The sequence below is a fragment of the Sinorhizobium sp. NG07B genome (genome assembly GCF_002532005.1).
Taxonomy (GTDB): Bacteria; Pseudomonadota; Alphaproteobacteria; order Rhizobiales; family Rhizobiaceae; genus Sinorhizobium; species Sinorhizobium fredii_C.
This window is the reverse complement of record NZ_NWTD01000005.1, coordinates 45,530-68,343: the sequence shown is the minus strand read 5'-3', so window position 1 is coordinate 68,343 and position 22,814 is coordinate 45,530. Positions and strand designations below refer to the sequence as shown.

15 protein-coding genes and 1 pseudogene are annotated in these 22,814 nt (G+C 64.8%); 9 read left to right on the top strand and 7 right to left on the bottom strand.

The genetic code is table 11. From position 1 onward, the window contains the following. Nucleotides 1-67: 67 nt before the first annotated feature. Complete coding sequence (locus tag CO664_RS18165; protein ID WP_037417687.1) at nucleotides 68-832, bottom strand: DeoR/GlpR family DNA-binding transcription regulator; 765 nt, start codon at nucleotides 830-832, stop codon at nucleotides 68-70. Nucleotides 833-1,010: 178 nt separating this feature from the next. Between CO664_RS18165 and CO664_RS18160 the strand changes: the two genes are divergently transcribed. The 7 genes from CO664_RS18160 to CO664_RS18125 all read left to right on the top strand — a co-directional run bounded on the left by CO664_RS18160 (nucleotide 1,011) and on the right by CO664_RS18125 (nucleotide 9,405). After that, nucleotides 1,011-1,781, top strand: coding sequence for an SDR family oxidoreductase (locus CO664_RS18160; RefSeq protein ID WP_097526177.1), 771 nt, complete (start codon nucleotides 1,011-1,013; stop codon nucleotides 1,779-1,781). A gap of 244 nt (nucleotides 1,782-2,025) precedes the next feature. Further along, a complete protein-coding gene (locus tag CO664_RS18155) occupies nucleotides 2,026-2,919 on the top strand; it encodes a LysR family transcriptional regulator (RefSeq protein WP_095678015.1) in 894 nt (297 codons plus the stop codon). Between the two features lie 174 nt (nucleotides 2,920-3,093). Next, nucleotides 3,094-3,573: a formate dehydrogenase subunit gamma gene (locus CO664_RS18150; protein ID WP_037417677.1), complete on the top strand. Its 480-nt coding sequence runs from the start codon at nucleotides 3,094-3,096 to the stop codon at nucleotides 3,571-3,573. Then, entirely contained in the window at nucleotides 3,570-5,126 is a 1,557-nt protein-coding gene (locus tag CO664_RS18145; RefSeq protein WP_097539526.1) for an NADH-quinone oxidoreductase subunit NuoF, read from the top strand. Before CO664_RS18150 ends, CO664_RS18145 begins: the two co-directional genes overlap by 4 nt. Before the next feature lie 225 nt (nucleotides 5,127-5,351). Then, a complete protein-coding gene (fdhF, locus tag CO664_RS18135; protein WP_097539525.1) occupies nucleotides 5,352-8,231 on the top strand; it encodes a formate dehydrogenase subunit alpha in 2,880 nt (959 codons plus the stop codon). A gap of 8 nt (nucleotides 8,232-8,239) precedes the next feature. Next, nucleotides 8,240-9,154 carry a formate dehydrogenase accessory sulfurtransferase FdhD gene (gene fdhD, locus CO664_RS18130; protein WP_095678014.1) on the top strand — a complete coding sequence of 305 codons (915 nt, stop codon included), beginning with the start codon at nucleotides 8,240-8,242 and terminating at the stop codon, nucleotides 9,152-9,154. 20 nt (nucleotides 9,155-9,174) lie between these two features. Then, the gene (locus tag CO664_RS18125; protein ID WP_037417624.1) at nucleotides 9,175-9,405 is read left to right on the top strand and encodes a formate dehydrogenase subunit delta; all 231 of its coding nucleotides are present in this window, start codon (nucleotides 9,175-9,177) and stop codon (nucleotides 9,403-9,405) included. 89 nt (nucleotides 9,406-9,494) lie between these two features. Here the strand turns inward: CO664_RS18125 and CO664_RS18120 are convergent. From CO664_RS18120 to rocF, 4 genes and pseudogenes are all read right to left on the bottom strand, one after another. Then, nucleotides 9,495-10,677 (bottom strand): annotated as a pseudogene (locus CO664_RS18120) (PAS domain-containing methyl-accepting chemotaxis protein); the annotation flags it as partial. A 39-nt stretch (nucleotides 10,678-10,716) separates the two neighbouring features. Then, nucleotides 10,717-11,196 carry a chemotaxis protein CheW gene (locus CO664_RS18115; protein WP_037417621.1) on the bottom strand — a complete coding sequence of 160 codons (480 nt, stop codon included), beginning with the start codon at nucleotides 11,194-11,196 and terminating at the stop codon, nucleotides 10,717-10,719. A 193-nt stretch (nucleotides 11,197-11,389) separates the two neighbouring features. Continuing rightward, nucleotides 11,390-12,595 carry an ornithine--oxo-acid transaminase gene (gene rocD / locus CO664_RS18110; RefSeq protein ID WP_097539680.1) on the bottom strand — a complete coding sequence of 402 codons (1,206 nt, stop codon included), beginning with the start codon at nucleotides 12,593-12,595 and terminating at the stop codon, nucleotides 11,390-11,392. 64 nt (nucleotides 12,596-12,659) lie between these two features. After that, nucleotides 12,660-13,583: an arginase gene (gene rocF / locus CO664_RS18105; RefSeq protein ID WP_037417618.1), complete on the bottom strand. Its 924-nt coding sequence runs from the start codon at nucleotides 13,581-13,583 to the stop codon at nucleotides 12,660-12,662. Between the two features lie 138 nt (nucleotides 13,584-13,721). Here rocF and CO664_RS18100 point away from each other — a divergent pair, with 138 nt between their 5' ends. Next, complete coding sequence (locus CO664_RS18100) at nucleotides 13,722-14,156, top strand: Lrp/AsnC family transcriptional regulator (protein ID WP_037417614.1); 435 nt, start codon at nucleotides 13,722-13,724, stop codon at nucleotides 14,154-14,156. 92 nt (nucleotides 14,157-14,248) lie between these two features. Next, nucleotides 14,249-14,728: a VOC family protein gene (locus tag CO664_RS18095; protein WP_037417610.1), complete on the top strand. Its 480-nt coding sequence runs from the start codon at nucleotides 14,249-14,251 to the stop codon at nucleotides 14,726-14,728. A 202-nt stretch (nucleotides 14,729-14,930) separates the two neighbouring features. Here the strand turns inward: CO664_RS18095 and CO664_RS18090 are convergent, their stop codons facing one another. Together CO664_RS18090 and CO664_RS18080 are read right to left on the bottom strand one after the other, a co-directional pair. Continuing rightward, nucleotides 14,931-20,552 (bottom strand): translocation/assembly module TamB domain-containing protein, encoded by a 5,622-nt coding sequence (locus tag CO664_RS18090; RefSeq protein ID WP_097539524.1) that lies wholly within the window; start codon nucleotides 20,550-20,552, stop codon nucleotides 14,931-14,933. Between the two features lie 209 nt (nucleotides 20,553-20,761). Further along, nucleotides 20,762-22,675, bottom strand: coding sequence for an autotransporter assembly complex family protein (locus CO664_RS18080; protein WP_097526185.1), 1,914 nt, complete (start codon nucleotides 22,673-22,675; stop codon nucleotides 20,762-20,764). Nucleotides 22,676-22,814: the final 139 nt, after the last annotated feature.

Sequence of the window (22,814 nt, the reverse complement as noted above, 5' to 3'; positions counted from 1 at the left end):
TTAAAATGAAAACATTTCGAATGTCAAACGAATGTTTCCCGAATCTCGCCGCAGCCCGCCGGCGCGCTCAAGCCTCGGTTTCGACCAGCTTGACCCCTTGCTCGGAACAGATCTTGCGAACGTTTTCAATGATGCACCGGTCGGTGATGAAGGTCTGGACCTGGGAGATATGGCCGATCCGCACAGGCGCGGTGCGTTCGAACTTCGTGGAATCGGACACGAGGATGACGTGCCGGGCGTTGGCGATGATCGCCTGTGCGACTTTCACCTCGCGATAGTCGAAATCGAGAAGCGCGCCGTCGTGGTCGATCGCGGAGGCGCCGATGACCGCGAAATCGACCTTAAACTGCCTGATGAAATCGACCGCCGCCTCGCCGACGATGCCGCCGTCCGAACCGCGCACGACGCCGCCGGCGATCACCACCTCGATCGAGGGGAAGACCCGCAACCGATTGGCGACATTGATATTGTTGGTGATGACCATCAGTTCCTTGTGGTCGAGAAGCGCTTCTCCGACCGCTTCGGTGGTGGTGCCGATATTGATGAAGAGCGAGGCGTTGTCGGGGATGAGGGCGGCGGCGGCTCGGCCGATCGCCTGTTTCTCCGACGCGGCGATCTGGCGGCGCGCGTCGTATTTCACGTTCTCCTTGCCGCTCGGAAAGATCGCGCCGCCATGGATGCGGTTCAGGACCCGGGCATCGCAGAGGTCGTTCAGGTCCTTGCGGATCGTCTGCGGCGTCACCGAGAAACGCTGCGCGAGTTCCTCGACGAGCACCCGGCCCTCGGCCTTGGCCAGTTCCAGGATCTCCGCTTGCCGTCCGCTGAGATACATGCTTCGCTCCCTCTGCTTTCGTTTGCTTTCATAATATGCAAAAACGAAAGCAGAGCAATTTCAGAATCAGCGCTGGTTGCGGTTTGGCAGTTCGACTGCAGCAATCGCAGCGGCCAACCATTGCAATCCGTCATGCGATGCGCCAGCGTGGTTTTCCGAGAGGGAGGTAGGCAAGCCCATGTATCATCCGGCCTTGTTCAAGGGCATGAATGTGGTGGTGACCGGCGCCGGCCGGGGCATTGGTCTCGAGGTTGCGCGGGAGTTCCTCGATTGCGGTGCGCGCGTGCTGGTCCATGTCGGCCGGACGCTTTCCGATGTCCGCCCCGATTTTCTCGACCTGGCGGCGGGGGAGGGCAGGGCGTTTCTCGCGGCGGCGGATTTTCTCGTCCCCCGGGGCGTCAAGTCCCTTGCCGACGAGGTGAGGAGCCGTTTCGACAGCCTCGACGTTCTCGTCAACAATGCCGGCACGATGGTCGGCCGCTTTCCGGCTGCTGATTTGACCGACGACGAATACCGGACGATCGTCCAGCTCAATCAGACCTCGGTCGTGGAGATGACCCGGGCGATGCTGCCGCTCCTACGCAAGGGCGCGCATCCGGCGATCGTCAATACGGTGTCGATCTCGGCGCGCTCCGGCGGCAGCGCCGGTTCGTCGATCTATTCCGCTACAAAGGCCTTCATCGCCACCTATTCCAAGGCGTTGGCGCGCGAACTGGCACCGGAAGGCATCCGCGTCAATTGCGTCTCGCCCGGCACGATCACCACCGATTTCCACGAGCGCTATTCGACGCCCGACAAGCTGGAGGCGACGCGCAGGTCGATTCCGCTCGGACGGCTCGGAACCGCCGAGGATTGCGCCCCTGCCTATCTCTTCCTCGCCTCGCATGCGCTTTCCGGCTATATCACCGGCCAGGTGCTGGAGGTGAATGGTGGGCAGTTGATCTGCTAGGAGTTGCGCGAGTCGTGCGCGGTTCCGCCCCTCATCCGCCTGCCGGCACCTTCTTCCCGCATGCGGAGAGAAGGGATATGCCGCGCCGTTGAGGTCCCTCTTTCCCGCACTCAGGGAGAAGGAGCAAGCGGCTTCGGCGCGTGGCAGAAGGGACAAGCCGGGCGATTCCGGTCCCCTCTCCCCGCGTGCGGGGAGAGGGCTAGGGTGAGGGGCTGTCGCCAGCAGCGATTTCTAAGGGCGAGAAATGATCGACAAACTGGAATTCTTCCTCGTCCTTGCCCGCGAACGGCATTTTGGTCGCGCGGCGGAAGAGTGCGGCGTGACGCAGCCGACGCTGTCGGCGGCGATCCGCCAGCTCGAGGACCAGCTCGGCGTCATTCTCGTCAATCGCGGCTCGCGCTTTCAGGGGCTGACGCCGGAGGGCCAGCGGGTGCTGGAATGGGCGCGGCGGATCGTCGGCGATACGCGCACCATGCGCGAGGAGATGCGCGCGGCGCGCAAGGGCCTTTCCGGCCACATCCGCCTCGCCGCCATCCCGACGACGCTTTCCATGGTGCCGCTCATCACCGCTCCCTTTCAGGAGAAGCATCCCGACGTCACCTTTTCGGTACTTTCGACCACGTCGCTGCAGATCCTGGCGCTGCTCGAAAATCTCGAGATCGACGCGGGACTGACCTATCTGGAGAACGAACCGCTCGGCCGCGTCACTAGCGTGCCGCTTCAGATCGAGCAATATCATCTGGTTACCGCCGCCGAGAGCCCGCTTTCCGATCGCGAAAGCGTGACCTGGAAGGAAGTTAGCAATATTCGGCTTTGTCTATTGACGGCCGACATGCAGAACCGGCGCATCATCAATCAGCATTTTGCCGAAGCCGGCGCGGTGGCGAGCCCAACGCTCGAATCGAACTCGATGATCGTCCTCTTTTCCCACGTAAGGACAGGACGCTGGGCGAGCATCATGCCTCATAACGTCGCGAAATCCTTCGGGTTTCCTCAGGATATCCGGTTGATTCCGATCGTCGAGCCCGACGTGCGCCACACGGTCGGCCTGGTGGCGACCTATCGTGAGCCGTTTACGCCATTGGTCTCGGCCTTGCTGCACGAGGCACGCATGCTCAGCGAGCGCAATGCCGTTTAATAGATTTTTTCTATCGATCGACGGAACAGCATTATTGACCCTTCTGCCCTTAAGCGCGAAGCTTATTGCCTGTCGCAGAGGCGAAGAGGCTCCGATCTCTGCAACAGCCTATGAAATCTGGCGTGGCGGTCCAAGCAAGACCTCGATGCGCCGCGAGCCGGGAGGGCTCTTCGGGTGAATATTCATCTGCCGCGCGCAGACGTGACCGAGCGCACGCTGGCGATCGTCGGCGAACTCAAGGGGCTGGAAGGCCCGCTTCTGCCGATCCTGCACGAGATCCAGGACGAGTTCGGCTATGTGCCGCAGGAATGCCTGCCGGTGATCGCCCGCGAACTCAACCTGTCGCGTGCCGAAGTCTACGGCGTCGTCACCTTCTACCACGATTTCCGCGAGCACCCGGCCGGACGGCATGTGTTGAAACTCTGTCGTGCCGAGGCCTGTCAGTCGATGGGCGGCGATCGGCTTGCCGAGCGCGCCAAGGCGCTGCTCGGCATCGATTTCCACGAGACGACGCCGGACGGCGCCGTGACGCTCGAACCGGTCTACTGTCTCGGGCTCTGTTCCTGCTCGCCGTCGGCGATGCTCGATGGCGAGGTGTATGCGCGGCTTGACGATGCGGAGCTCGAGGCGCTGGTCGCGGAGGCACGCCGATGACCGTGAAGATCTACATTCCACGCGATGCCGCAGCGATTGCCCTTGGCGCCGAAAAGGTGGCGGCAGCAATGGCCGAGGCGGTCGCGGCGCGCGGCCTCGACGCAACGATCATCCGCAACGGCTCGCGCGGCATGCACTGGCTTGAACCGCTAGTCGAGGTCGAAACCGCCGAGGGGCGCATTGGCTACGGTCCGGTGAGGGCCCGCGACGTCGCCTCGCTCCTCGATGCCGGGTTCAGCTCGGGCGACGCGCATCCGCTCTGCCTCGGCAAGACGGAAGAGATCCCCTTCCTCAAGAACCAGACGCGGCTGACCTTCGCGCGCTGCGGAGTCATCGATCCCCTGTCGCTCGACGACTATCGCGCCCATGGGGGCCTGTGCGGTCTTCAGAAGTCCGTCTCGCTGGCGCCGGCGGCGATCGTCGCCGAAGTTACCGAAAGCGGCCTGCGCGGTCGCGGTGGTGCCGGCTTCCCGACCGGCATCAAATGGAAGACCGTCCTCGAAACGGCGGGGCCGCAAAAATACATCGTCTGCAATGCCGACGAGGGCGACAGCGGTACCTTCGCCGACCGGATGATTATGGAGGGCGACCCCTTCGTGCTTATCGAGGGCATGGCAATCGCCGGCATCGCAACAGGCGCCACCAAGGGTTACGTCTACACCCGCTCAGAATATCCGCATGCGATCGCGGCGATGAGCGCTGCGATCGAGGTCGCGCGCGCCGCCGGCGTGCTCGGCACCTCCGTTCTCGGTTCGGCGCATGCCTTCGACATGGAAGTCAGGACCGGCGCCGGCGCCTATGTCTGCGGCGAGGAGACGTCGCTGTTGAACAGTCTCGAGGGCAAGCGCGGGCTGGTGCGCGCCAAGCCGCCGCTGCCGGCCCACAAGGGTCTGTTCGATTGCCCGACGGTCATCAACAACGTCATCTCGCTCGCTTCGGTGCCGGTGATTCTCGAGAAGGGCGCCGCCTACTACCGCGATTTCGGCATGGGCCGCTCGCGCGGTACGATCCCGATCCAGATCGCCGGCAACGTCAAGCATGCCGGTCTCTACGAGACGGCGTTCGGCCTGACTCTCGGTGAGATCGTTGACGCGATCGGAGGCGGCACGGCAAGCGGCCGACCGGTTAAAGCGGTGCAGGTCGGCGGTCCGCTCGGCGCCTATTTCCCGCGGGCGCTGTTCGATACGCCGTTCGATTACGAGGCCTTCGCGGCGAAAGATGGGCTGATCGGCCATGCCGGCATCGTGGTTTTCGACGACACGGCCGACATGCTGAAGCAGGCGCGCTTCGCCATGGAGTTCTGCGCCGTCGAGAGCTGCGGTAAGTGCACGCCCTGCCGCATCGGCTCAACCCGCGGTGTCGAGGTGGCGGACAAGATCGCTGCCGGCATCGAACCGGAGAAGAACCGCGAACTGCTCGCCGATCTCTGCAACACGATGAAGTTCGGCTCGCTCTGCGCCCTCGGCGGCTTCACGCCCTATCCGGTGATGAGCGCCATGACACATTTCCCGGAGGATTTCGAGCCCGCGCCGGTGGTGGAGGCTGCGGAATGATGAACGCGGCGAACACCCCCCTCTGGCCTGCCGGGCATCTCCCCCACAAGGGGGGACATCGACTCGCGGCTGGCCGCCCGCTCCCGCCAAAACGATTCTGCGGGTGGAATTCTCCGGTGTGGATGCAGAACGTGCCACATCCATTCTCCCCCCTTATGGGGGAGATGCCCGGGAAAGCAGAGGGGGGCGAGCCCTCGCTGAACGCAATTTCTCAGGAGGCCCAGAATGTCTCTCGTTCATGAAATCAATTACGGCACTCCTGCTTCCAAGTCCGAAAAGCTGGTGACGCTGTCGATCGACGGGCAGGAGATCACCGTGCCAGAAGGCACGTCGATCATGCGGGCGGCGATGGAAGCGGGCATCGAGGTGCCGAAGCTCTGCGCTTCGGACATGATGGATGCCTTCGGCTCCTGCCGCCTCTGTCTAGTCGAGATCGAGGGCCGGGCCGGCATGCCGGCTTCCTGCACGACGCCAGTCGCACAGGGCATCAGCGTCTCGACCCAGACGCAGCGCCTCAAGGACGTTCGTCGCGGCGTTATGGAACTCTATATTTCCGACCACCCCCTCGACTGCCTCACCTGTGCGGCCAATGGCGATTGCGAGCTGCAGGACATGGCCGGCGCCGTCGGCCTGCGCGACGTGCGCTATGGCTATGACGGGTCCAACCACGTCAAGGCGCGCAACAACGGCGAGATCAATCGCCAATGGGCGCCGAAGGACGAATCCAACCCCTATTTCACCTTCGATCCGGCGAAATGCATCGTCTGCTCGCGGTGCGTGCGCGCCTGCGAGGAAGTGCAGGGCACCTTCGCGCTGACGATCAGCGGCCGCGGTTTCGATTCGCGCGTTTCCGCCGGCATGAGCGAGGATTTCGTCTCCTCGGAATGCGTCTCCTGCGGCGCCTGCGTGCAGGCCTGCCCGACGGCGACGCTGACGGAAAAGTCGGTGATCGAGATCGGCCAGCCGGAGCATTCGGTCGTGACCACCTGCGCCTACTGCGGCGTCGGCTGCTCCTTCAAGGCGGAGATGCGCGGCGAGGAGCTGGTGCGCATGGTGCCGTGGAAGGACGGCCAGGCGAACCGCGGCCATTCCTGCGTCAAGGGCCGCTTCGCCTATGGCTATTCCAGCCACAAGGACCGCATCCTCAATCCGATGATCCGCGACAAGATCAGCGATCCCTGGCGCGAGGTGACCTGGGAGGAGGCCTATGCCCATGTGGCTTCCGAGTTCCGCCGCATCCAGTACCAGTACGGCCGCGATTCGGTCGGCGGCATCACCTCGTCGCGCTGCACCAACGAGGAGACCTATCTGGTGCAGAAGCTGGTGCGCGCCGGTTTCGGCAACAACAATGTCGATACCTGCGCCCGCGTCTGCCATTCGCCGACCGGCTACGGCCTCAACCAGACCTTCGGCACCTCCGCCGGCACGCAGAATTTCGACAGCGTCGAGCACACCGACGTCGCGATCATCATCGGCGCCAACCCGACCGACGGTCACCCGGTCTTTGCCTCGCGGCTGAAGAAGCGGCTGCGCGAGGGCGCCAAGCTGATCGTCATCGACCCGCGCCGGATCGACCTCGTCCGTTCGGCCCATGTCGAAGCCTCGTACCACTTGCCGATCAAGCCGGGCACAAACGTCGCCATCCTGACGGCACTCGCCCATGTCATCGTCACCGAGGGCCTTGCCAATGAAGCCTTCATTCGCGAGCGCTGCGACTGGTCGGAATTCGAGGACTGGGCCGCCTTCGTGGCCGAGCCCTATCACAGCCCGGAAGCGACCGAAGCCCATACCGGCGTCCCGGCTGAACTGGTGCGCGGTGCAGCGCGCCTTTACGCCACCGGCGGCAATGGCGCCATCTATTACGGTCTCGGCGTCACCGAGCATAGCCAGGGCTCGACCACGGTGATGGCGATCGCCAACCTCGCCATGGTGACCGGCAACATCGGCCGGCCGGGTGTCGGCGTCAACCCGCTGCGCGGCCAGAACAACGTGCAGGGCTCCTGCGACATGGGCTCCTTCCCGCACGAACTGCCAGGTTACCGGCACATATCCGACGACGCCACGCGCGAAACCTTCGAGAAGCTCTGGGGCGTGACACTCAACAACGAGCCGGGTCTGCGCATCCCGAACATGCTCGACGCGGCGGTCGACGGCACCTTCAAGGGCATCTACATCCAGGGCGAGGACATCCTGCAGTCGGATCCGGACACCAAGCATGTGGCCGCCGGCCTCGCGGCAATGGAATGCGTCGTGGTGCAGGACCTCTTCCTCAACGAGACGGCCAACTACGCGCATGTCTTCCTGCCGGGCTCGACCTTCCTCGAAAAGGACGGCACCTTCACCAATGCCGAGCGCCGTATCAACCGCGTGCGCAAGGTGATGCGGCCGAAGAACGGCTATGCCGACTGGGAGGTGACGCAGAAGCTCGCCCAGGCGATGGGATTGGACTGGAACTATGGTCATCCGTCCGAGATCATGGACGAGATCGCCGCAACGACGCCGACATTCGCGCTCGTCTCCTATGACTATCTCGACAAGATGGGCTCGGTGCAGTGGCCCTGCAACGAAAAGGCGCCGCTCGGCTCGCCGATCATGCATGTCGACGGCTTCGTGCGCGGCAAGGGCAAGTTCATCCGTACCGAATATGTGGCGACCGACGAGAAGACCGGCCCGCGCTTCCCACTGCTGCTCACCACCGGCCGTATTCTCAGCCACTACAATGTCGGCGCCCAGACGCGGCGTACCGACAATGTCGTCTGGCACCCGGAGGACCGGCTGGAGATCCACCCGCACGATGCGGAGCAGCGCGGCATCCGCGACGGCGACTGGGTCCGGCTTGCCAGCCGCTCGGGCGACACGACGCTCCGGGCGCTGATCACCGACCGCGTCGCGCCGGGCGTCGTCTACACCACCTTCCATCACCCGACGACGCAGGCGAACGTCATCACGACCGACTTCTCCGACTGGGCGACCAACTGCCCGGAATACAAGGTGACGGCGGTGCAGGTCTCGCCCTCGAACGGTCCGACCGACTGGCAGCTCGACTATGACGAGCAGGCCCGCCAATCGCGGCGGATTGCCGGCAAGCTGGAGGCAGCGGAGTAGGAAGCGCGATGGCAGGAAAACGACGCCCGCCTCCCATAGCTGCCACCGTCGGCGCGGCCGAAAGGAGCCGCTTCACGACGACGGCGAAGGTTCCGGAAGTGGCGCGGCGGGCGGGCGTGCTCGTCTCGCAATCGCGCCTCGTGCCGGAGGAGACGGCGATCGCGCTCACCTATGGCGGCTCGACGCATGCGGTGATGATGGCAACGCCCGCCGATCTCGAGGATTTCGCCGTCGGCTTCAGCCTGACCGAAGGCATCATCACCGACCCGGACCAGATCGACGACGTCGAGGTCATCGCCGAGGACAAGGGCATCGACCTGCAGATTCGCCTCCGGGACGAGCAGAACGAGGCGTTGCGCCTGCGCCGCCGCCATATGGCGGGGCCTGTCGGCTGCGGCCTTTGCGGTATCGAATCGATCGAGCAGGCGGTTCGGACGACGCCGGATGTTTCCGGTTCGTCGCTGCGGCTTTCCGATGAGGATGTCGTCCGCGCCGTCGGGATGCTCAACGGTCAGCAGCCCCTGCACCTAGAAACGCGCGCCGTTCATGGTGCTGCCTTTTACGTGCCGGGCCGGGGGCTGATAGCGGTTCGCGAGGATGTCGGCCGCCACAATGCGCTCGACAAGCTGACGGGGGCCGCCGCGCTGGCCGGCTTCAGGGGCGACCAAGGCGCCGTCGTCGTCACCTCGCGGGTCTCCGTCGAGATGGTGCAGAAGACGGCGATCACCGGAAGCCCGGTGATCATTGCCATTTCGGCGCCGACGGCGCTTGCCATCCGCACGGCGGAGCAGGCCGGCATGACGCTGATCGCGCTGGTGCGCGGCGACGAGTTCGAAATTTTCACCCACCCCGAGCGCTTGGAGCGGGACGAGGAGGAGCGGGCGCCGTTCTCCCCGCGCGCCTCTCGCTCTGAACCATTTTGAGAGAAGCGGAGCTGTCGCCGATGTCTGCAAGTACCAACGCCAAGCTCATCTACATGGCGAACCAGATTGCCACCTTCTTTCAGAGCCAACCGGCGCATGAGGCGGCGCAGGGCGTGGCGACGCATATCAACAAATACTGGGAGTCGCGGATGCGTCGCAAGCTGTTCGAGCACATCGAGCACGGCGGCGAGGGATTGAACCCGCTGGTGCTGGAAGCAGCACCGAAGATCCGGAAGCCGGAAGCGGCGTAGGCCAACAGCAATATCAGGCATTTAACCGGCAAGGGAAGGCGGCACAGGTGCCGCCTTCCCTTGTTCGAGCGCGAAGTTCGGGGGTGCGCTCAGAAATTCTGCCAGCCTTCGGCAGCCGAAACGACCGCGAGGTTTCCCTTTTGGACGCCTCTTGCCGCCCTCGGCGCGCGTAGCCGAGCCGGTGAGGCGGAAGTCTCGGCGTGCACTTCGGCCGGACGACCGGCCATAGCCTGGCCGATGCGGAATTGCCGAAGAAGGTCGTAGAGAGCCTCTGCCTCGCGCGACATGGCGTGGCTTGCGGCGGTGCTTTCCTCCACCATGGCTGCGTTCTGCTGCGTTGCCTGATCCATCGCGTTGACCGCCTGGTTGAGTTCCCTGAGGCCCGTCGCCTGTTCCCGCGCCGCTTCGACGATCGCCGAGACGTTAAGGTTGATCTCCTGGACCTGCCGTGCCCGTCTGTCCGACCAGCGAGACGCGTTGCGGACATGCTCGCCGGAGGTGGTGATCAGCGCCTTGATATCCTTCGCGGCGCTTGTCGATCGCTGGGCCAGTTCCCGTACTTCGGTCGCCACCACCGCGAAGCCCTTGCCGGCCTCGCCGGCGCGCGCCGCCTCCACGCCGGCATTGAGCGCCAGGAGGTTGGTCTGGAAGGCAATATCCTCGATGACGCCGATGATGTTGCTGATTTCGCGACGATTGCGCGATCTGGTCCATCGCGCCGATGGCGTTCTGGACGACCAGTTTCGAGTGTTCGGCTCCATCCTTCGCCTTTGCAACGAGCAGGCCGCCTTCCTCGGCTCGGCGGCTCGAATCGGCGACGGTGGTAGTGACTCGTCGAGTGCCGCGGCCGTTTCCTCGACAGATGCGGCCTGCTGCTCGGTCCGCTTCGACAGGTCGTCGGCGGCGGATCGGATCTCGCGTGCGCCCCCGGCAATCGCACCGGCGTTTTCGCCGACCGTTTGCATGGCGCGACAGAGGCGGACGACCGCATCGTTGAAGTCGCTGCGGCACGGCCTCCATGCTCGGCACGAATGGCGTGTCCAGTGACCGGGTCAGGTCGCCCTCCGCCAGCGACCGCAGGCCGGCGCCGAGCGTGTTGATCGCCGCCCTGCGTTCGCTGACATCGGTCGCGAACTTGACGACCTTGTAGACCTTGCCGTTCGGATCGCGGATCGGGTTGTAGGCGGCCTGGATCCATATCTCCTTGCCGCCCTTGCCATGGCGGACGAATTCGCCGGCGATGAACTCGCCTTGGGCAAGCCGCCTCCAGAACTCGCTGTACTCGGCAGTCCGGGCATAGTTCGGCTCGCGTCAGGCGGCGAGGTCTTCCACCTCACGCTCCTTGAACATGCGGGCGAGGTTGAGGAAGCAGATCATGCCGCTCTCGTTGGCGATGATGCCTTCCGCGAAGCTCTTGTCGAAGGAAGCGGTGACTTCCGGCACCGGCTGCACCTGGTTGCCCTGCACCGTCAGGATGTCGGAGACGCGGTCGACGACAAGGCCGATCACCATGTTGTGGACTTCGGCGACAACGATGGCGCTGCGCTCGTTGGCAACGGTCGATTTCATGCCGAGCTTGTGGGCGAGGTCAATGATCGGGATCACCGTGCCGCGCAGGTTCATGACGCCGATCACTTCCGGCGGCGAATGCGGGATCGGCGTCGACGGCGCCCAGCCGCGGATTTCGCGGATCGTCGTCGTCTTGACGCAGAATTCCTGATCGTGGAGGCGGAACGCGATGATCTCCAGCGTCTCGCCGTCAAATCCAGCCGTTTTCAACGTGCCTGTCATTTAAAGCTCCTTGCCGTCGGCGCCCGCAAGGCGCGACTTGGTGATGGGGTCCGCCGACGACATCCGGCGACGCGCAAGCCGCATCATGCGCGGGGAGCCCGCCTTGCGCTTTGGCGGACATCCTAGTCCGGGATTCGTTAAGAGTTGCTTTTTGCGAGGCCCTGCAAGGCCGGCCCTCCCCGCCGATGCCGACTCAGACGGAAGCGAGCACCGCCGCAAAGTGGTCGAGCGCCCAGTCGACCTCGCCCGCAGTGATGACGAGAGGCGGGGCGATGCGGATCGTGTCGCCATGGGTGTCTTTGGCGAGAATGCCGCGCTCCTTCAGCGCCTCGCAATATTTACGGGCGCCGCCGGCCTCGGGCACGAGTTCCACGGCGAGCATCAGGCCGCGGCCGCGGACTTGCCTGATGATGTTGGAGCGAATGTCCGTCAGCCCGGTCATGAGGCGCTCGCCCATCAGCGCCGAATTCTCGATCATGCCCTCTTCGGTGAGCACGCTCAGTGCCGCCCTGGCGATCGCGCAGGCGAGCGGGTTGCCGCCGAAAGTGGATCCGTGCTGGCCAGGTTTCAGGACGCCGAGAACCTCCGAATTGGAGAGCACGGCAGAGACAGGGTAGAAGCCGCCGGAGAGCGCCTTGCCGATCAGCGTCACATCCGCCTCGATGCCCTCGTGCTCTTCCGCAAACAGCTTGCCGGTGCGGCCGAGGCCGGTCTGGATCTCGTCGAGTACGAGCGTGATGCCGTGCTTGGTGCAGAGTTCGCGCACCGCCTGGAAATAGCCGGTGGGCGGCACGATGACGCCGGCCTCGCCCTGGATCGGCTCGACCAGAAAGGCGACGGTGTTTTCGCTGATCGCCGCTCGGAAGGCGCCGATGTCGCCAAAGGGGACGATCTTGAAGCCGGGTGCGAAAGGGCCGAAGCCGTCATGCGATTCCGGATCGGTTGAAAAGCCGACGATGCCGATCGTGCGGCCGTGGAAATTGTTGGAGCAGACGATGATCTCGGCGCGATCGTCGGCAACGCCCTTGACCTCGTAGCCCCATTTTCGGACCGCCTTGAGCGCCGTCTCCACCGCCTCGGCGCCGGAATTCATCGGCAGCACCTTGTGCGAGCCGGTGAGGGCGGCGACCTCCTCATAAAAGAGAGCTAGTTGGTCGTTGCGGAAGGCGCGCGAGGTGAGCGTCAGCTTCTGCGCCTGCTCGACCATCGCCCTGAAGATCTTCGGGTGGCAATGGCCCTGGTTGACGGCTGAATAGGCGGATAGGCAGTCGAGGTAGCGGTTGCCCTCGATGTCCCAGACATAGACCCCTTCGCCCCGCGTCAGGACGACGTCGAGCGGCTTGTAGTTGTGGGCGCCGAGCAGGTGTTCGGTCTCGATCAGGGCTGCCGTGGTCTTCATCATTCCCCTCCGCTATCTCCTTCCGGCCGCCGCTTCGATCGGCGGAGGTCCGGATCGATCATTCTCAGGCGCTCCGGGTCGGTCGGTCAAGGATGCGGCGGCCGAAGAGGCTTGCGGTCAGTTCCACCAGGATGCGGGCGCTCTTGCCGCGGTCGTCGAGGAACGGGTTGAGTTCGACGACGTCGAGCGAGGAGACGAGGTCGCTGTCGCAAAGCATCTCCATGATGAGATGGGCCTCGCGAAAGGTGGCGCCACCCGGCACGGTGGTGCCGACCCCCGGGGCAAACTCCGGATCCATGAAATCGACGTCGAGGCTCACATGCAAGAGGCCGTTGGCGGCGCGCACCTCGTCGAGGATCTGACGCATGATATGGGCCATGCCGATCTCGTCGACGGCGCGCATGTCGAAGACATTGACGCCGTGTTCGGCGATCTCCTCGCGCTCGCGTGCATCGACCGAGCGGATACCGACCTGGTAGACCCTTTTCGGATGGACGAGCGGCCGGTTCGACTGAAGGATCGGGGCGAATTCCGCCTCGCCGCAGAAGAAGGCGACCGGCATGCCGTGCATGTTGCCGGAGGGCGAGGTCGAAGGCGAATTGAAATCCGCATGAGCGTCGAGCCAGAGCACGAAGAGCGGCCGGCCAACCTCGTGTGCATAGCGCGCCATGCCGGAGACGCTGCCCATCGAGAGGGCATGGTCGCCCCCGAGAATGATCGGAAAATGCCCCTTGCGCGCCGTGTCGTGCACGGTGTCGTTGAGCGCCCGCGCAAAGGCGGCGACCATCTGCAGATTGTTTGCGCCCGCATGGTTTGGAAGGTCGCGGGCCGGCAGCGGCGTTAGGTCGCCTTCGTCGTGAACGGTGTGACCAAGATCCGCGAGGACCGTGTCGATGCCGGCGATCCGGAGCGCCGTCGGGCCCATCGCAGCGCCGCGACGCCCCGAACCTTCCTCGATGGGTGCACCGATCAACGTGATGGTTTTCATGTCCTTCTTCCCTCGCTCGAATCTGTGAGTCCGGCAGAGATTATCGCCAATAGCTGTGACGGCAAAAAGATGGAAAACTGCCGATAAGAAGGCTACTCTTCTCACTATGAAAAGCAATGTTCGACAAAATGACAGAGAATGGACGACCTCGACCAGGCCCTGATCAGCGCCCTTCGGCAAAATGCGCGGACACCGGTTTCGACGCTGTCGGCGATGACCGGCGTTTCGCGCGCCACCATTGCTGCCCGCATCGACCGGCTGGTGAGGAATGGAACGATCGCCGCATTCACCATCCGGACGGGATCGGAAATCCCCGCCTCGGGGGTTCGCGCCGTCGTCATGATCGAGGTTCACGGCAAGATGGCCGACCGGGTTGCCGAGCAGTTGCGCGGCCTGCCGCAGGTGAGGGCGCTGCACAGCACCAACGGGCGATGGGACTTCATCGCCGAGCTCGAGGACCGCGACCTCGCGAGCTTCGACGAGACCTTGCGCCGCATCAGGCTAATTGATGGGATCACCGTCACTGAAACGAACATCTTGCTCAAGACAAGCAAATTGTCCGGCGCGTTTTAGTCGCACGGATTCGGGCTGCGCGGACAATTTGTTCTTGATTTGTTCTAATGCTCGTGTAGGATGCTCCGTCTCAGCGAACAAGGGAGGATGTCATGGCCATTTCCGGTGGCGGCCCAATGGCGCGACAGATCTGCATCAAACTGTTCGTCAGGCATGGAGACGAGGAGCGGGCAATCGCCTTCTATCGCGAGGTTTTCGGTGCAGAGCTCCTCCAGCGCCATGAATGGAGCGGCATTCTGACGAGCGCTGATCTCAGCATTGGCGACTCGATCTTCCGGGTCGCCGGCGCCAATCCGCGCCGCGATGCCGAACCGCATCTCGGGGGGCCGCGCTCGCCGCATGCGCTCGGCACCACCGCGGCGATCCTCGAGCTGCAGATCGACGATGTCGATCGTGTGCTCGCCCGGGCAATGGGCGCCGGCGCCAGCCTGCGCAACGCCGTCGAGACCCTGCCGACCGGCGACCGTGTCGCCGCCCTCATCGACCCGTTCGGTCATATCTGGGCACTGTTCACGGCGGTCGACGAGAGTGAATTTTTGAATGCCTTCGGGGCTGACAGGAATGCGGCTTGAGAGAGGATTGTGTTCCTGACCCAAGGCCCCACCCCAACCCCTCCCCACAAGGGGGAAGGACTTCGATGCCGCAGCCGCTTCCTCTCTTTTTTGACCGTTGCAGCCGTCTCATAAGAATTGCGGGACTGGAGGAGGGCGCTGCGCGTTAAGCCCCTCCCCCTTGTGGGGAGGGGTTGGGGAGGGGACTTTCCTCAAGCCCCGATTAATACTCTCTCTCGAAGAAAATACCGCCGGCAGCCGAACCATCGCCGGCTGCCTCGCCTTTCAGTTTCACGCCGCGGCCGACATCGAGGTTGATGATCGCCTTGCTGGAGGCCGAGTCGGAGCCCTGCTGCAATTCGAGATAGGTCCGGTCGTTCAAATACTTGCCAGCCCGCACCTGGGCGCCGCCGCTCTCGTCGGTGGTGATGTCGAGGTCGTCGACACCAAGCTTGTTGCGCAGGCCGTCGAGCAGCGACGTCGAGCCGCCGCCGGCAAGCTGGCTGACGGCGGAGGCGAGTTGGGCGATCTGGAACGCCGAAAGATTGTTGAGCGAGCGGTTGAAGATCAGCTGTGCCAGGATCTCGTCCTGCGGCAGCGCCGGCGAGGAGGAAAAGGTCACCGTCGGGTTGTTGGCCGGCCCGGCAATGTTGACCGTGATGGTGGTCGAGCCCGCGCTCGAGGTGGCGTCGAGGTCGAGCGTCGGAATGAGGTCGCCGCCGAAGCCGATGTGACCGTCCGTGAAGGTCAGCCTCTTGCCGAGGATTTCGAGCCGGCCGCGCCGCATGTCGAAATCGCCGGAGACGATCGGGCTGACGGCGGTGCCGCGGATCGTCAGGTCGCCACCGAGCTCGGCATCGATGCCGCGTCCGCGGACGAAGAACTGCCCGGGCGAACGGACCGCGAGATCGAAGGCGATGACGCCGCCGGCATTGACGCCTGCACCGCCCGACGAGGACGTTTCCCTGCGCACGTCGCGTGCCATCTGCCGCACGCCGGCCGGCGCATTCCGATGCTGGATGTCGATCGCCGACAGCGAGGTCGGCAGTTTTTCCGGCACGGTGATCGCCGCCCTGTGGATCGTCAGCTGGCCGCCGAGCGTGGGCGTCGCGACGAGCGGACCTTTCAGCGTCAGATCGCCGGCAAGATTGGCGGTGAAGAGCGTGCCGTCGACATAGGTGGCGTTGTTGAGGCGGATTCTGAGGTCGGCCGGGAAGTTGGAACCGGCTGCAATGCCGACAGTGCCGCTCGCCTCGATCGACCCGCCGCTGGCGAGATTGCCGGAAAGCCGGCTGATCGTCGCCTGCCGGCCGTCGAGCGTAACGTTGGCCGCAAGGTCGTTGAGGGCAAGATTGCGCCGGACATCGACGAGCCGGCCGCCGGTGGTCGCAACCGTGCCGGTGATCTGCGGCGCGCGGGCCGGACCGGAAAGGGAAAGATCGACCCGGGCCGAGCCGGTGAGGGTGAAACCTTGCTCCGCCAGCTTGGCGGCAAGCAGCGCGAAGGGCACGTCGCCGGCGAACTTCATCGACATCGGCATGCTGCCGGCGACATCGACATGGCCGCCGCCCCGGAAGGAGAGGCCACCCGGCCCGGAGATGGTCGCGTCGAGCGTGACGCGATTATCGGCAAAGCGGCCTTTTGCCGCGATTTGGAGCCCCGATATGCCGGCGCCGCGCGCGGCCGAGACCGAAGCGCCGCTCCATCTCAGATCGTAGTTGACGACCGGCGCTGCGGCAGTGCCGCTGATCTCGACCGTTCCGTCGAACGTCCCTTCGGCGCCGAGCGTCGCCGCGAAGGTGTTGATCAGCGCCGCGGGCAGGGCATTGAGCTTCGCGGAAATGTCGAGCGTCGCGCCGGCCGTGCCGGCGACGGAAATCGTACCCTTGGATGCCTGGATGGTGAGGTCGCCGAGGCGGACGGTGCCGTTGTCGATAGCGACGACGGTCGGCTTGGCAAGCTTCAGCGGCAATCTCCGCGGGGCTGCCGAAAACGAGGCCAGACGGATCTCGGTGCGGCCGCCGGCGCTTGCCAGATCGCCCTTGGCCGAGAGCGGAGCGCCGTCATATTGGCCGGCGATCTCGAACCCTGTTCGGCCGCCCTGCTGGTCGAAGGCGAGGTTGACGGCGGAGACGCGGTTCTGCCCCTGGGCAACGCTTTCGGCCCTGACGCTGCCACGGATTGCCAGGGCGGCGATATCGGCGATGCGGATATCCGCCACGGGCTTGGTGATCGTCAGCGCGTCGCGCTTTATGCTGCTGCCGCTGGCCTTGACGGATACGGAAGTGATGCCGTTCGAGGTCGCGACCGTCGCCGATCCTGAAAGGTCGCCGGACGCCTTCTGGCCGGCCATGGCGGCGACCAGGCCGAGATCGGGCAGGTTGAAGTCGACGGTGCCGTTCGGCTTGAAGTCCGCCGTGAGCTCGATCGCGCCGGTGACGCGGTTGTCGCCGATCTTAGCCTCGAGCGTCGGGATGGATGTGCGGCCATCCGCCGATACCACTTCGGCCCTGACGTCGATCGGCTGGCCGTCGAGCCCGCCGGTGGCGGTGAGCTTCGCCTGCGGGCTGCCCGGCTTGACCGTTGCGTCGGCGGTGACCGTCAGGTCCGTCAGCGATCGGCCGGCAAGCATGGCGCCGCTCGAGGTCAGCTCTCCCTTGACGGCGAGCGCGTCAAGCGGGCCGGAAATCTCTGCGTTGAAGCCGGCCTTTCCTTGCGCGTCGGCGAGCAGCTTGCCGAGATCGGGCAAGGTGCCCTCGACATCGGCCGTCAGCTGACCTGCCGCGATCGTCGCCGAGCCGTTGGCGTTGACGGTGCCGGACTCGACCTCGAGGGCGCTCAGCCTGACGCTGCCATCAGCGCCGGTCTCGACCTTGCCCGAGACAGTCACCGGCGTGTCGAATCTCGCGGCCAGGCCACCCGGCAGGAAGCTCGGTTCGGCACGCACGTCGAAGGTCGCCGTTGCCGCTTTTTCGGCGCGGGCGAGGCTGCCGGTGAGATTGCCGCGGAAGCCGGGGCTCTCGATCACCGTCGGGTCGAAGCTGATCGCCGCCTCCGTGACGGAGACCGTGCCCTTGGCGGTCAGGTCCTGCGCGGCAAGACCGCCGGCGCGCAGCGATGACATCGAGGCGCCGCTCCAGGCGAGGTCGTAGGCGACCACCGGCGCCTGCGCCTCGCCGTCGATATCGACGGTGCCGGCAATGGTGCCCTCGGCACCGAGCGTCGGTGCGAAGGTGTTGATGAGCGCGGCGGGCAAGTCGTTGAGATTCGCGCTGAGGTCGAGCCGGTCGCCGGCCGTGCCGGAGACGGCGACGGTACCCGTCGATGCCTGGATGGTGAGGCCGTCGAGCCGAGCCGCGCCGTTTTCAATCGCGATCACGGTCGGCGCTGCAAGCTGCAGCGGCAGGCGCCGCGGCGCCGCAGAGGCGGAGGCGAGGCGGATTTCGGTGCGGCCGGCCTCGCTCGTCAGTTCGCCCGAAGCCCTGAGCGGTGCGCCGTCATAGAGGCCCTCGGCCGAGAAGCCGGTGCGGCTGCCCTGCTGTTCGAAGGCGAGATTGAGGTCCGCGATCCGGTTTTCACCCTGCGCAACGCTCTCGGCGCTGACATTGCCCTTGATGGCCGGCCTGGCAATATCGGCGATAGCGAGATCGACCGCTGGTTTGGCGATCGTCAGCGCGCCGCGCTCTACGCTGTTGCCATTGGCTTTGAGCGCCACCGAGGTAACGCCATTTGCGGTCTCGAGCGTCACCGAACCGGCGAGGTCGCCGGATGCCTGCTGGCCGGCCATGGCGGCAAGCAGCCCGAGATCCGGCAGGTTGAAGTCGAGCTTGCCGTTCGGCTTGAAATCGGCCGTCAGGTCGATCGCACCGGTCAAGCTGTTGCCGCCGATTTTCGCTTCCAGCGTCGGAACGGCGGTAAGACCGTCCTTCGAGACGACGTCGGCGCGAATGTCGATCGGCTGGCCGTCGAGCGTGCCGGTGGCGGTGAGCTTCGCTTCGGGGCTGCCGGGCGTCGCCGTCGCATCGGCGTTGATCGTGAGTTCGCTTAAAGTACGCCCGGCAAGCGTCGCGCCGCTCGACGTGATCTCTGCCTTGACGCCGAGCTTGCTCAAGGGCCCTGATGCGGCCGCCTGGAAATCCGCGCTGCCCTTCACGTCAGGCAGAAGCCGGCCAAGCTCCGGTAGCGTGCCCCTGATATCGGCCGTCAGCGTCTCGCCCGAAAGCGTCAGCGAGCCGGAGGCTTCGACGGCTTCGGATTTGACATCGAGGCCGCTCAGCTGGACGCTGCCGTCCTCTTCGGTCACCAGATTGCCGGAGACGGCGATCGTCTTTTCGAATTTTTCGGCAAGCGCCGGCGGCAGAACTGCCGGCACTGCGAAGAGCTTGAAGGCGGCTTCGAGTGTGCTGTCGGCGCGATCGAGTGCGCCGGTGACGGAACCGCCGATGCCGGGGCTTTCAAGCGTCAGCGGATCGAAATGGATGGCGTCCGGCGCGATCGCGATCGTGCCGGCGAGCTTCATCGGCGCCTGTATCGCCCGATCGAGATCCGCGTTTGCGAACCGCGCCTCGCCGATCTCCACGGTTGCCTTCAGCGATCCGGCCTGCATTTCCAGGTTGAAGGCGTCGCTTTGCGCCGCGAGCCGGATGGCGCCGAGACTGCCTTGAGGCAGTCCGAGCGAGACGACGTCGGCGGCGACGTCGAGGATCGCCGATTGTCCCTCGCCGATCAGCGACAGGTTCGCCGTGTTGACCCGTGCTTGCAGCTCGCCATCCTTCAGCGGCCAGCGGAAATCGAACGGACCGCTCGTGCCGGCGACGCTTGCCTGAAGATTGTTCTCGCCGCGGCTGTCGACCGTGCCCGAGGCGTTCAGCGTCAAGGCGCCGGTCGCAAGCTTGCCCGCTTCGATCCGGACCTTGCTCTTTCCGTCGAAGGCGGCGGTCAGGTCGATGCTGGTCGATCCCTCGAAAAGCGCCCTGAAAGCGGCCGGCATCAGCTGGGCGAAAGCCCCGCCGCCGGTGAGCTTCAGATTGTGCATGCCGTCGGCGGCTAGCACGTGCCGGCCTTCCAACCGGAGAAGCTCGCTGCCGTCGAGCGATGCGGTGCCGGAGCCCGTCCAGTCGGAGAGGGGTCCTTGTCCGGTCACCTGGATATCGACTGCCGGTTCGCCCGGCAGCCGCAGCAGCTTGGCGAGCAGCCCGCCCTTCGGCTCGGCGATCTCGGCCTCGAGCCTCAGCTCGTTTCCGGCCGGATTGAAGACGAGATCGGCGACGGCGCGTGCTTCCGGGCGGTCGCGCTCGGCGGCATCCAAGGCGAGCGCGATCCTCGAATTCGTCGCGTCGACCCTGCCTTTCGCGGTTAGGAACTGGTCCTTGCCGGCGATCGCCTTGCCGATAACGATCTCTTTGAGATCGAAGGCATCGATTTTCACGTCCACGGGCAATGCGAGTGTCCGTCGGACCTCTTTCGTTTCGGTGGAGGGGATCGGCAGCCGTTCGAGGCGTACGGAAGCCGCCGAGATGCTGCTTGCATCGAAGCGCATCGACAGAAGCTCGGCCGGCGACCAGTTCACCGAGAGGTCGCGGACCTCCGCATAGATTCCCTCGCCGTCGAAGAGCGTCACCGTTCCCGCGGTGAAGTCACCGGTGAGCAGCGCACCCGGATCGGAGATGCGGACGATCTGGTCAGGGGTCGCCGCATATTTTTCGATCGCCCAGGCGACGACGCGTGCGCCGGGCACGGTGAAGCCGAGAAAGGCGACGAGGAGAAACAGCGCGACGACGACCACGCCGAGAAAGGCGAAGACGTAGCGCAGCGCTGAGCGAAATGTGCCGATGACCTGATTCATGTCCTATCCATAGACCATGTTACGCCGCTCTGGAATCGGCAGGACGGAAGCTCATCGCCCGCAGGCGGATTTGCCTACTGCATGTCTTTGTGCGTAAATCGACCTGGACTTAGGGACAAAGCCATGCAGCAATTCAAAGTGCTACAGCGACCTTTGCGCGTCTGATAAGACGCGCGGCGCTGTAGTTTACCATGGCATTGCTGCGCGCATCAGAAAGATTGTCCGATGCCCGCATAGATCCCGTATTCGGTGCCGCCCGGATATTTGTTGAGCGGCACCGCGAAATCGAGACGGATGGGCCCGAAGGGCGTCGCATAGCGCAGGCCGATGCCGGCCCCGGCGCGGATGTCGGAAAAATCCGGCGCCGTGCTCGTCGAGACGCTGCCGGCATCGATAAAGGGCACGACACCGATCGTATCGGTTACCGCAATCCGGACCTCCAGCGAACCGTTCACATAGGAGCGGCCGCCGGTCTCCTCGTTGTCGTCATTGCGCGGGCTGATCTCCTGGAAGGAATAGCCGCGCACCGAGCCGCCGCCGCCGAGGAAGAAACGCCGGGTTGCCGGAATGTCGGAAAGTTCGTCGCCGCCGACGAGCACGCCGGCGCCGAGCTTGCCGGCCAACACGAAGCGATTTTCGCTGCCCGGCGCGTAATAGGCGGAGGCGGAGGTCTCGAAGGAGCTGAAGAAGGTCTGACCTTCGATCTCGTAGCTCGGCTTCGCGTTGATCATCGCCCGGTAGCCTTCCGTGGGGTTCAGCTTGTCGTCGCGGGTGTCGCGGACATATTCGAGCGGGATCGCGGCCGTCAGATAGGAATTCGAGCCGAAGGCGTCGTCGATATCGGCCCAGCTGAGCTCGGCGCCGACGGAAACGGTATCCTCTGGCGTAAGCTCGAAGCCGGCGCCGGCCGCGGCGGTGATCGTCTTGGCGTTATAGGCATCCGGATCGACGATTGCCGCCTTGAGGCTTGCCGTGAACGTCGATGCCGGACCGAAGGCGCCGGGCTTGGCAAAGAGAATACCGGCCGAATAGTCGAGCCCGCCGACATCCGTGGTCTCGCCGATCCGGTCGACGGAGCCCTCGATCCGGAGCGACTCGGCCCGGCCGAAGAGATTGCGATGGCCCCAATAGCCCTGCAGACCGAGCCCGTCTGTCGTCGATACCTGGCCGCCGAATCCGAAATAGCGGTGCTTGCCCTCCGACACCTGGATGTTCATCGGGATGGTGCCGTCGGGAGCAAGCTGATCAGCCTCGACAATGGTGACGCTGGAGAAGACGTTCAGCGTCCTGAGCCGCTCGGCGGCCTTGCGGATGTTTTCCGGCGAATAGGGCCGGCCATGGTTGAGCCGCGAATAGTCGCGCACGAAATTCGGGTCGACGGTCCTGGTGCCGGTAACCGTGAGAGCGCCGACCGGCGCGACCGGTCCGGATTCGGCCCTGATCGTCACGTCGACGGTGGAGGTGGCATGGTCGGCGACGACGCTGCGCTCGGTGATCTTGGCAAGTGGCCGGCTCTGTTCCTTGAGATCGACGACGATCTGCTCTCCCGCCTTGATGATCAGCGTGGAGTCGGCACGGGCGCCGCGTGTGAGATCATAGGTCGCCGGATCGAGCCCTGCCGCATCGCCCTCAAACCTCACCGAGCCGAGAGTGAAGGCTGGACCCGGCGCGACGCGCACGGTCACCGGCACGGCCTGGCCATCGGGGAAGGAGGGGTCGGGCGGCAGGCTGTCGATGTCCTGGCCGTTGATCAGGATCGTCACGGTGCCGCCGTAGCGCGCCTTTTCGTAGAGCGCGGCGAGCAGCCGCTCCCGGTCGTCGCGCGCCTTGATCAACAGGCCGAGGTCGCCGGAGACCGGCTTTTCCTGATCCTGATTGAGCTGCGAAGCATTTTCGAGCGCCTCGCGCAGCTCCTCATCATCCGTTCCAGGCTCGAATGTAAGCGTGTAGTTGACCGGGTCGAGAACCTGGACCTGCTCCTCGGCGCTTTCGAAAAAGCGCATGCCGAAGATCCGGATCGCCTGCGCTTGGCCGGCGAAAATCGGGCCGAGCGCCGTCGAGGCCGCAAGCGCGAACACTGTCGCCGCCTTCAAATACGCAGTACTCGAGCGTGGTGGAGACATCCTCCGCATCCCGTTTCAGGCGACTCTTTACTCAATGCCTGCATGTGCGGCAATGGGCACTCTAGCAGGGCAAAGTTTTCCATTTGTTAACGATCAGGGCCGGTTGCATCCACCCTGCAGCGGCAATTCGGGTCGGATT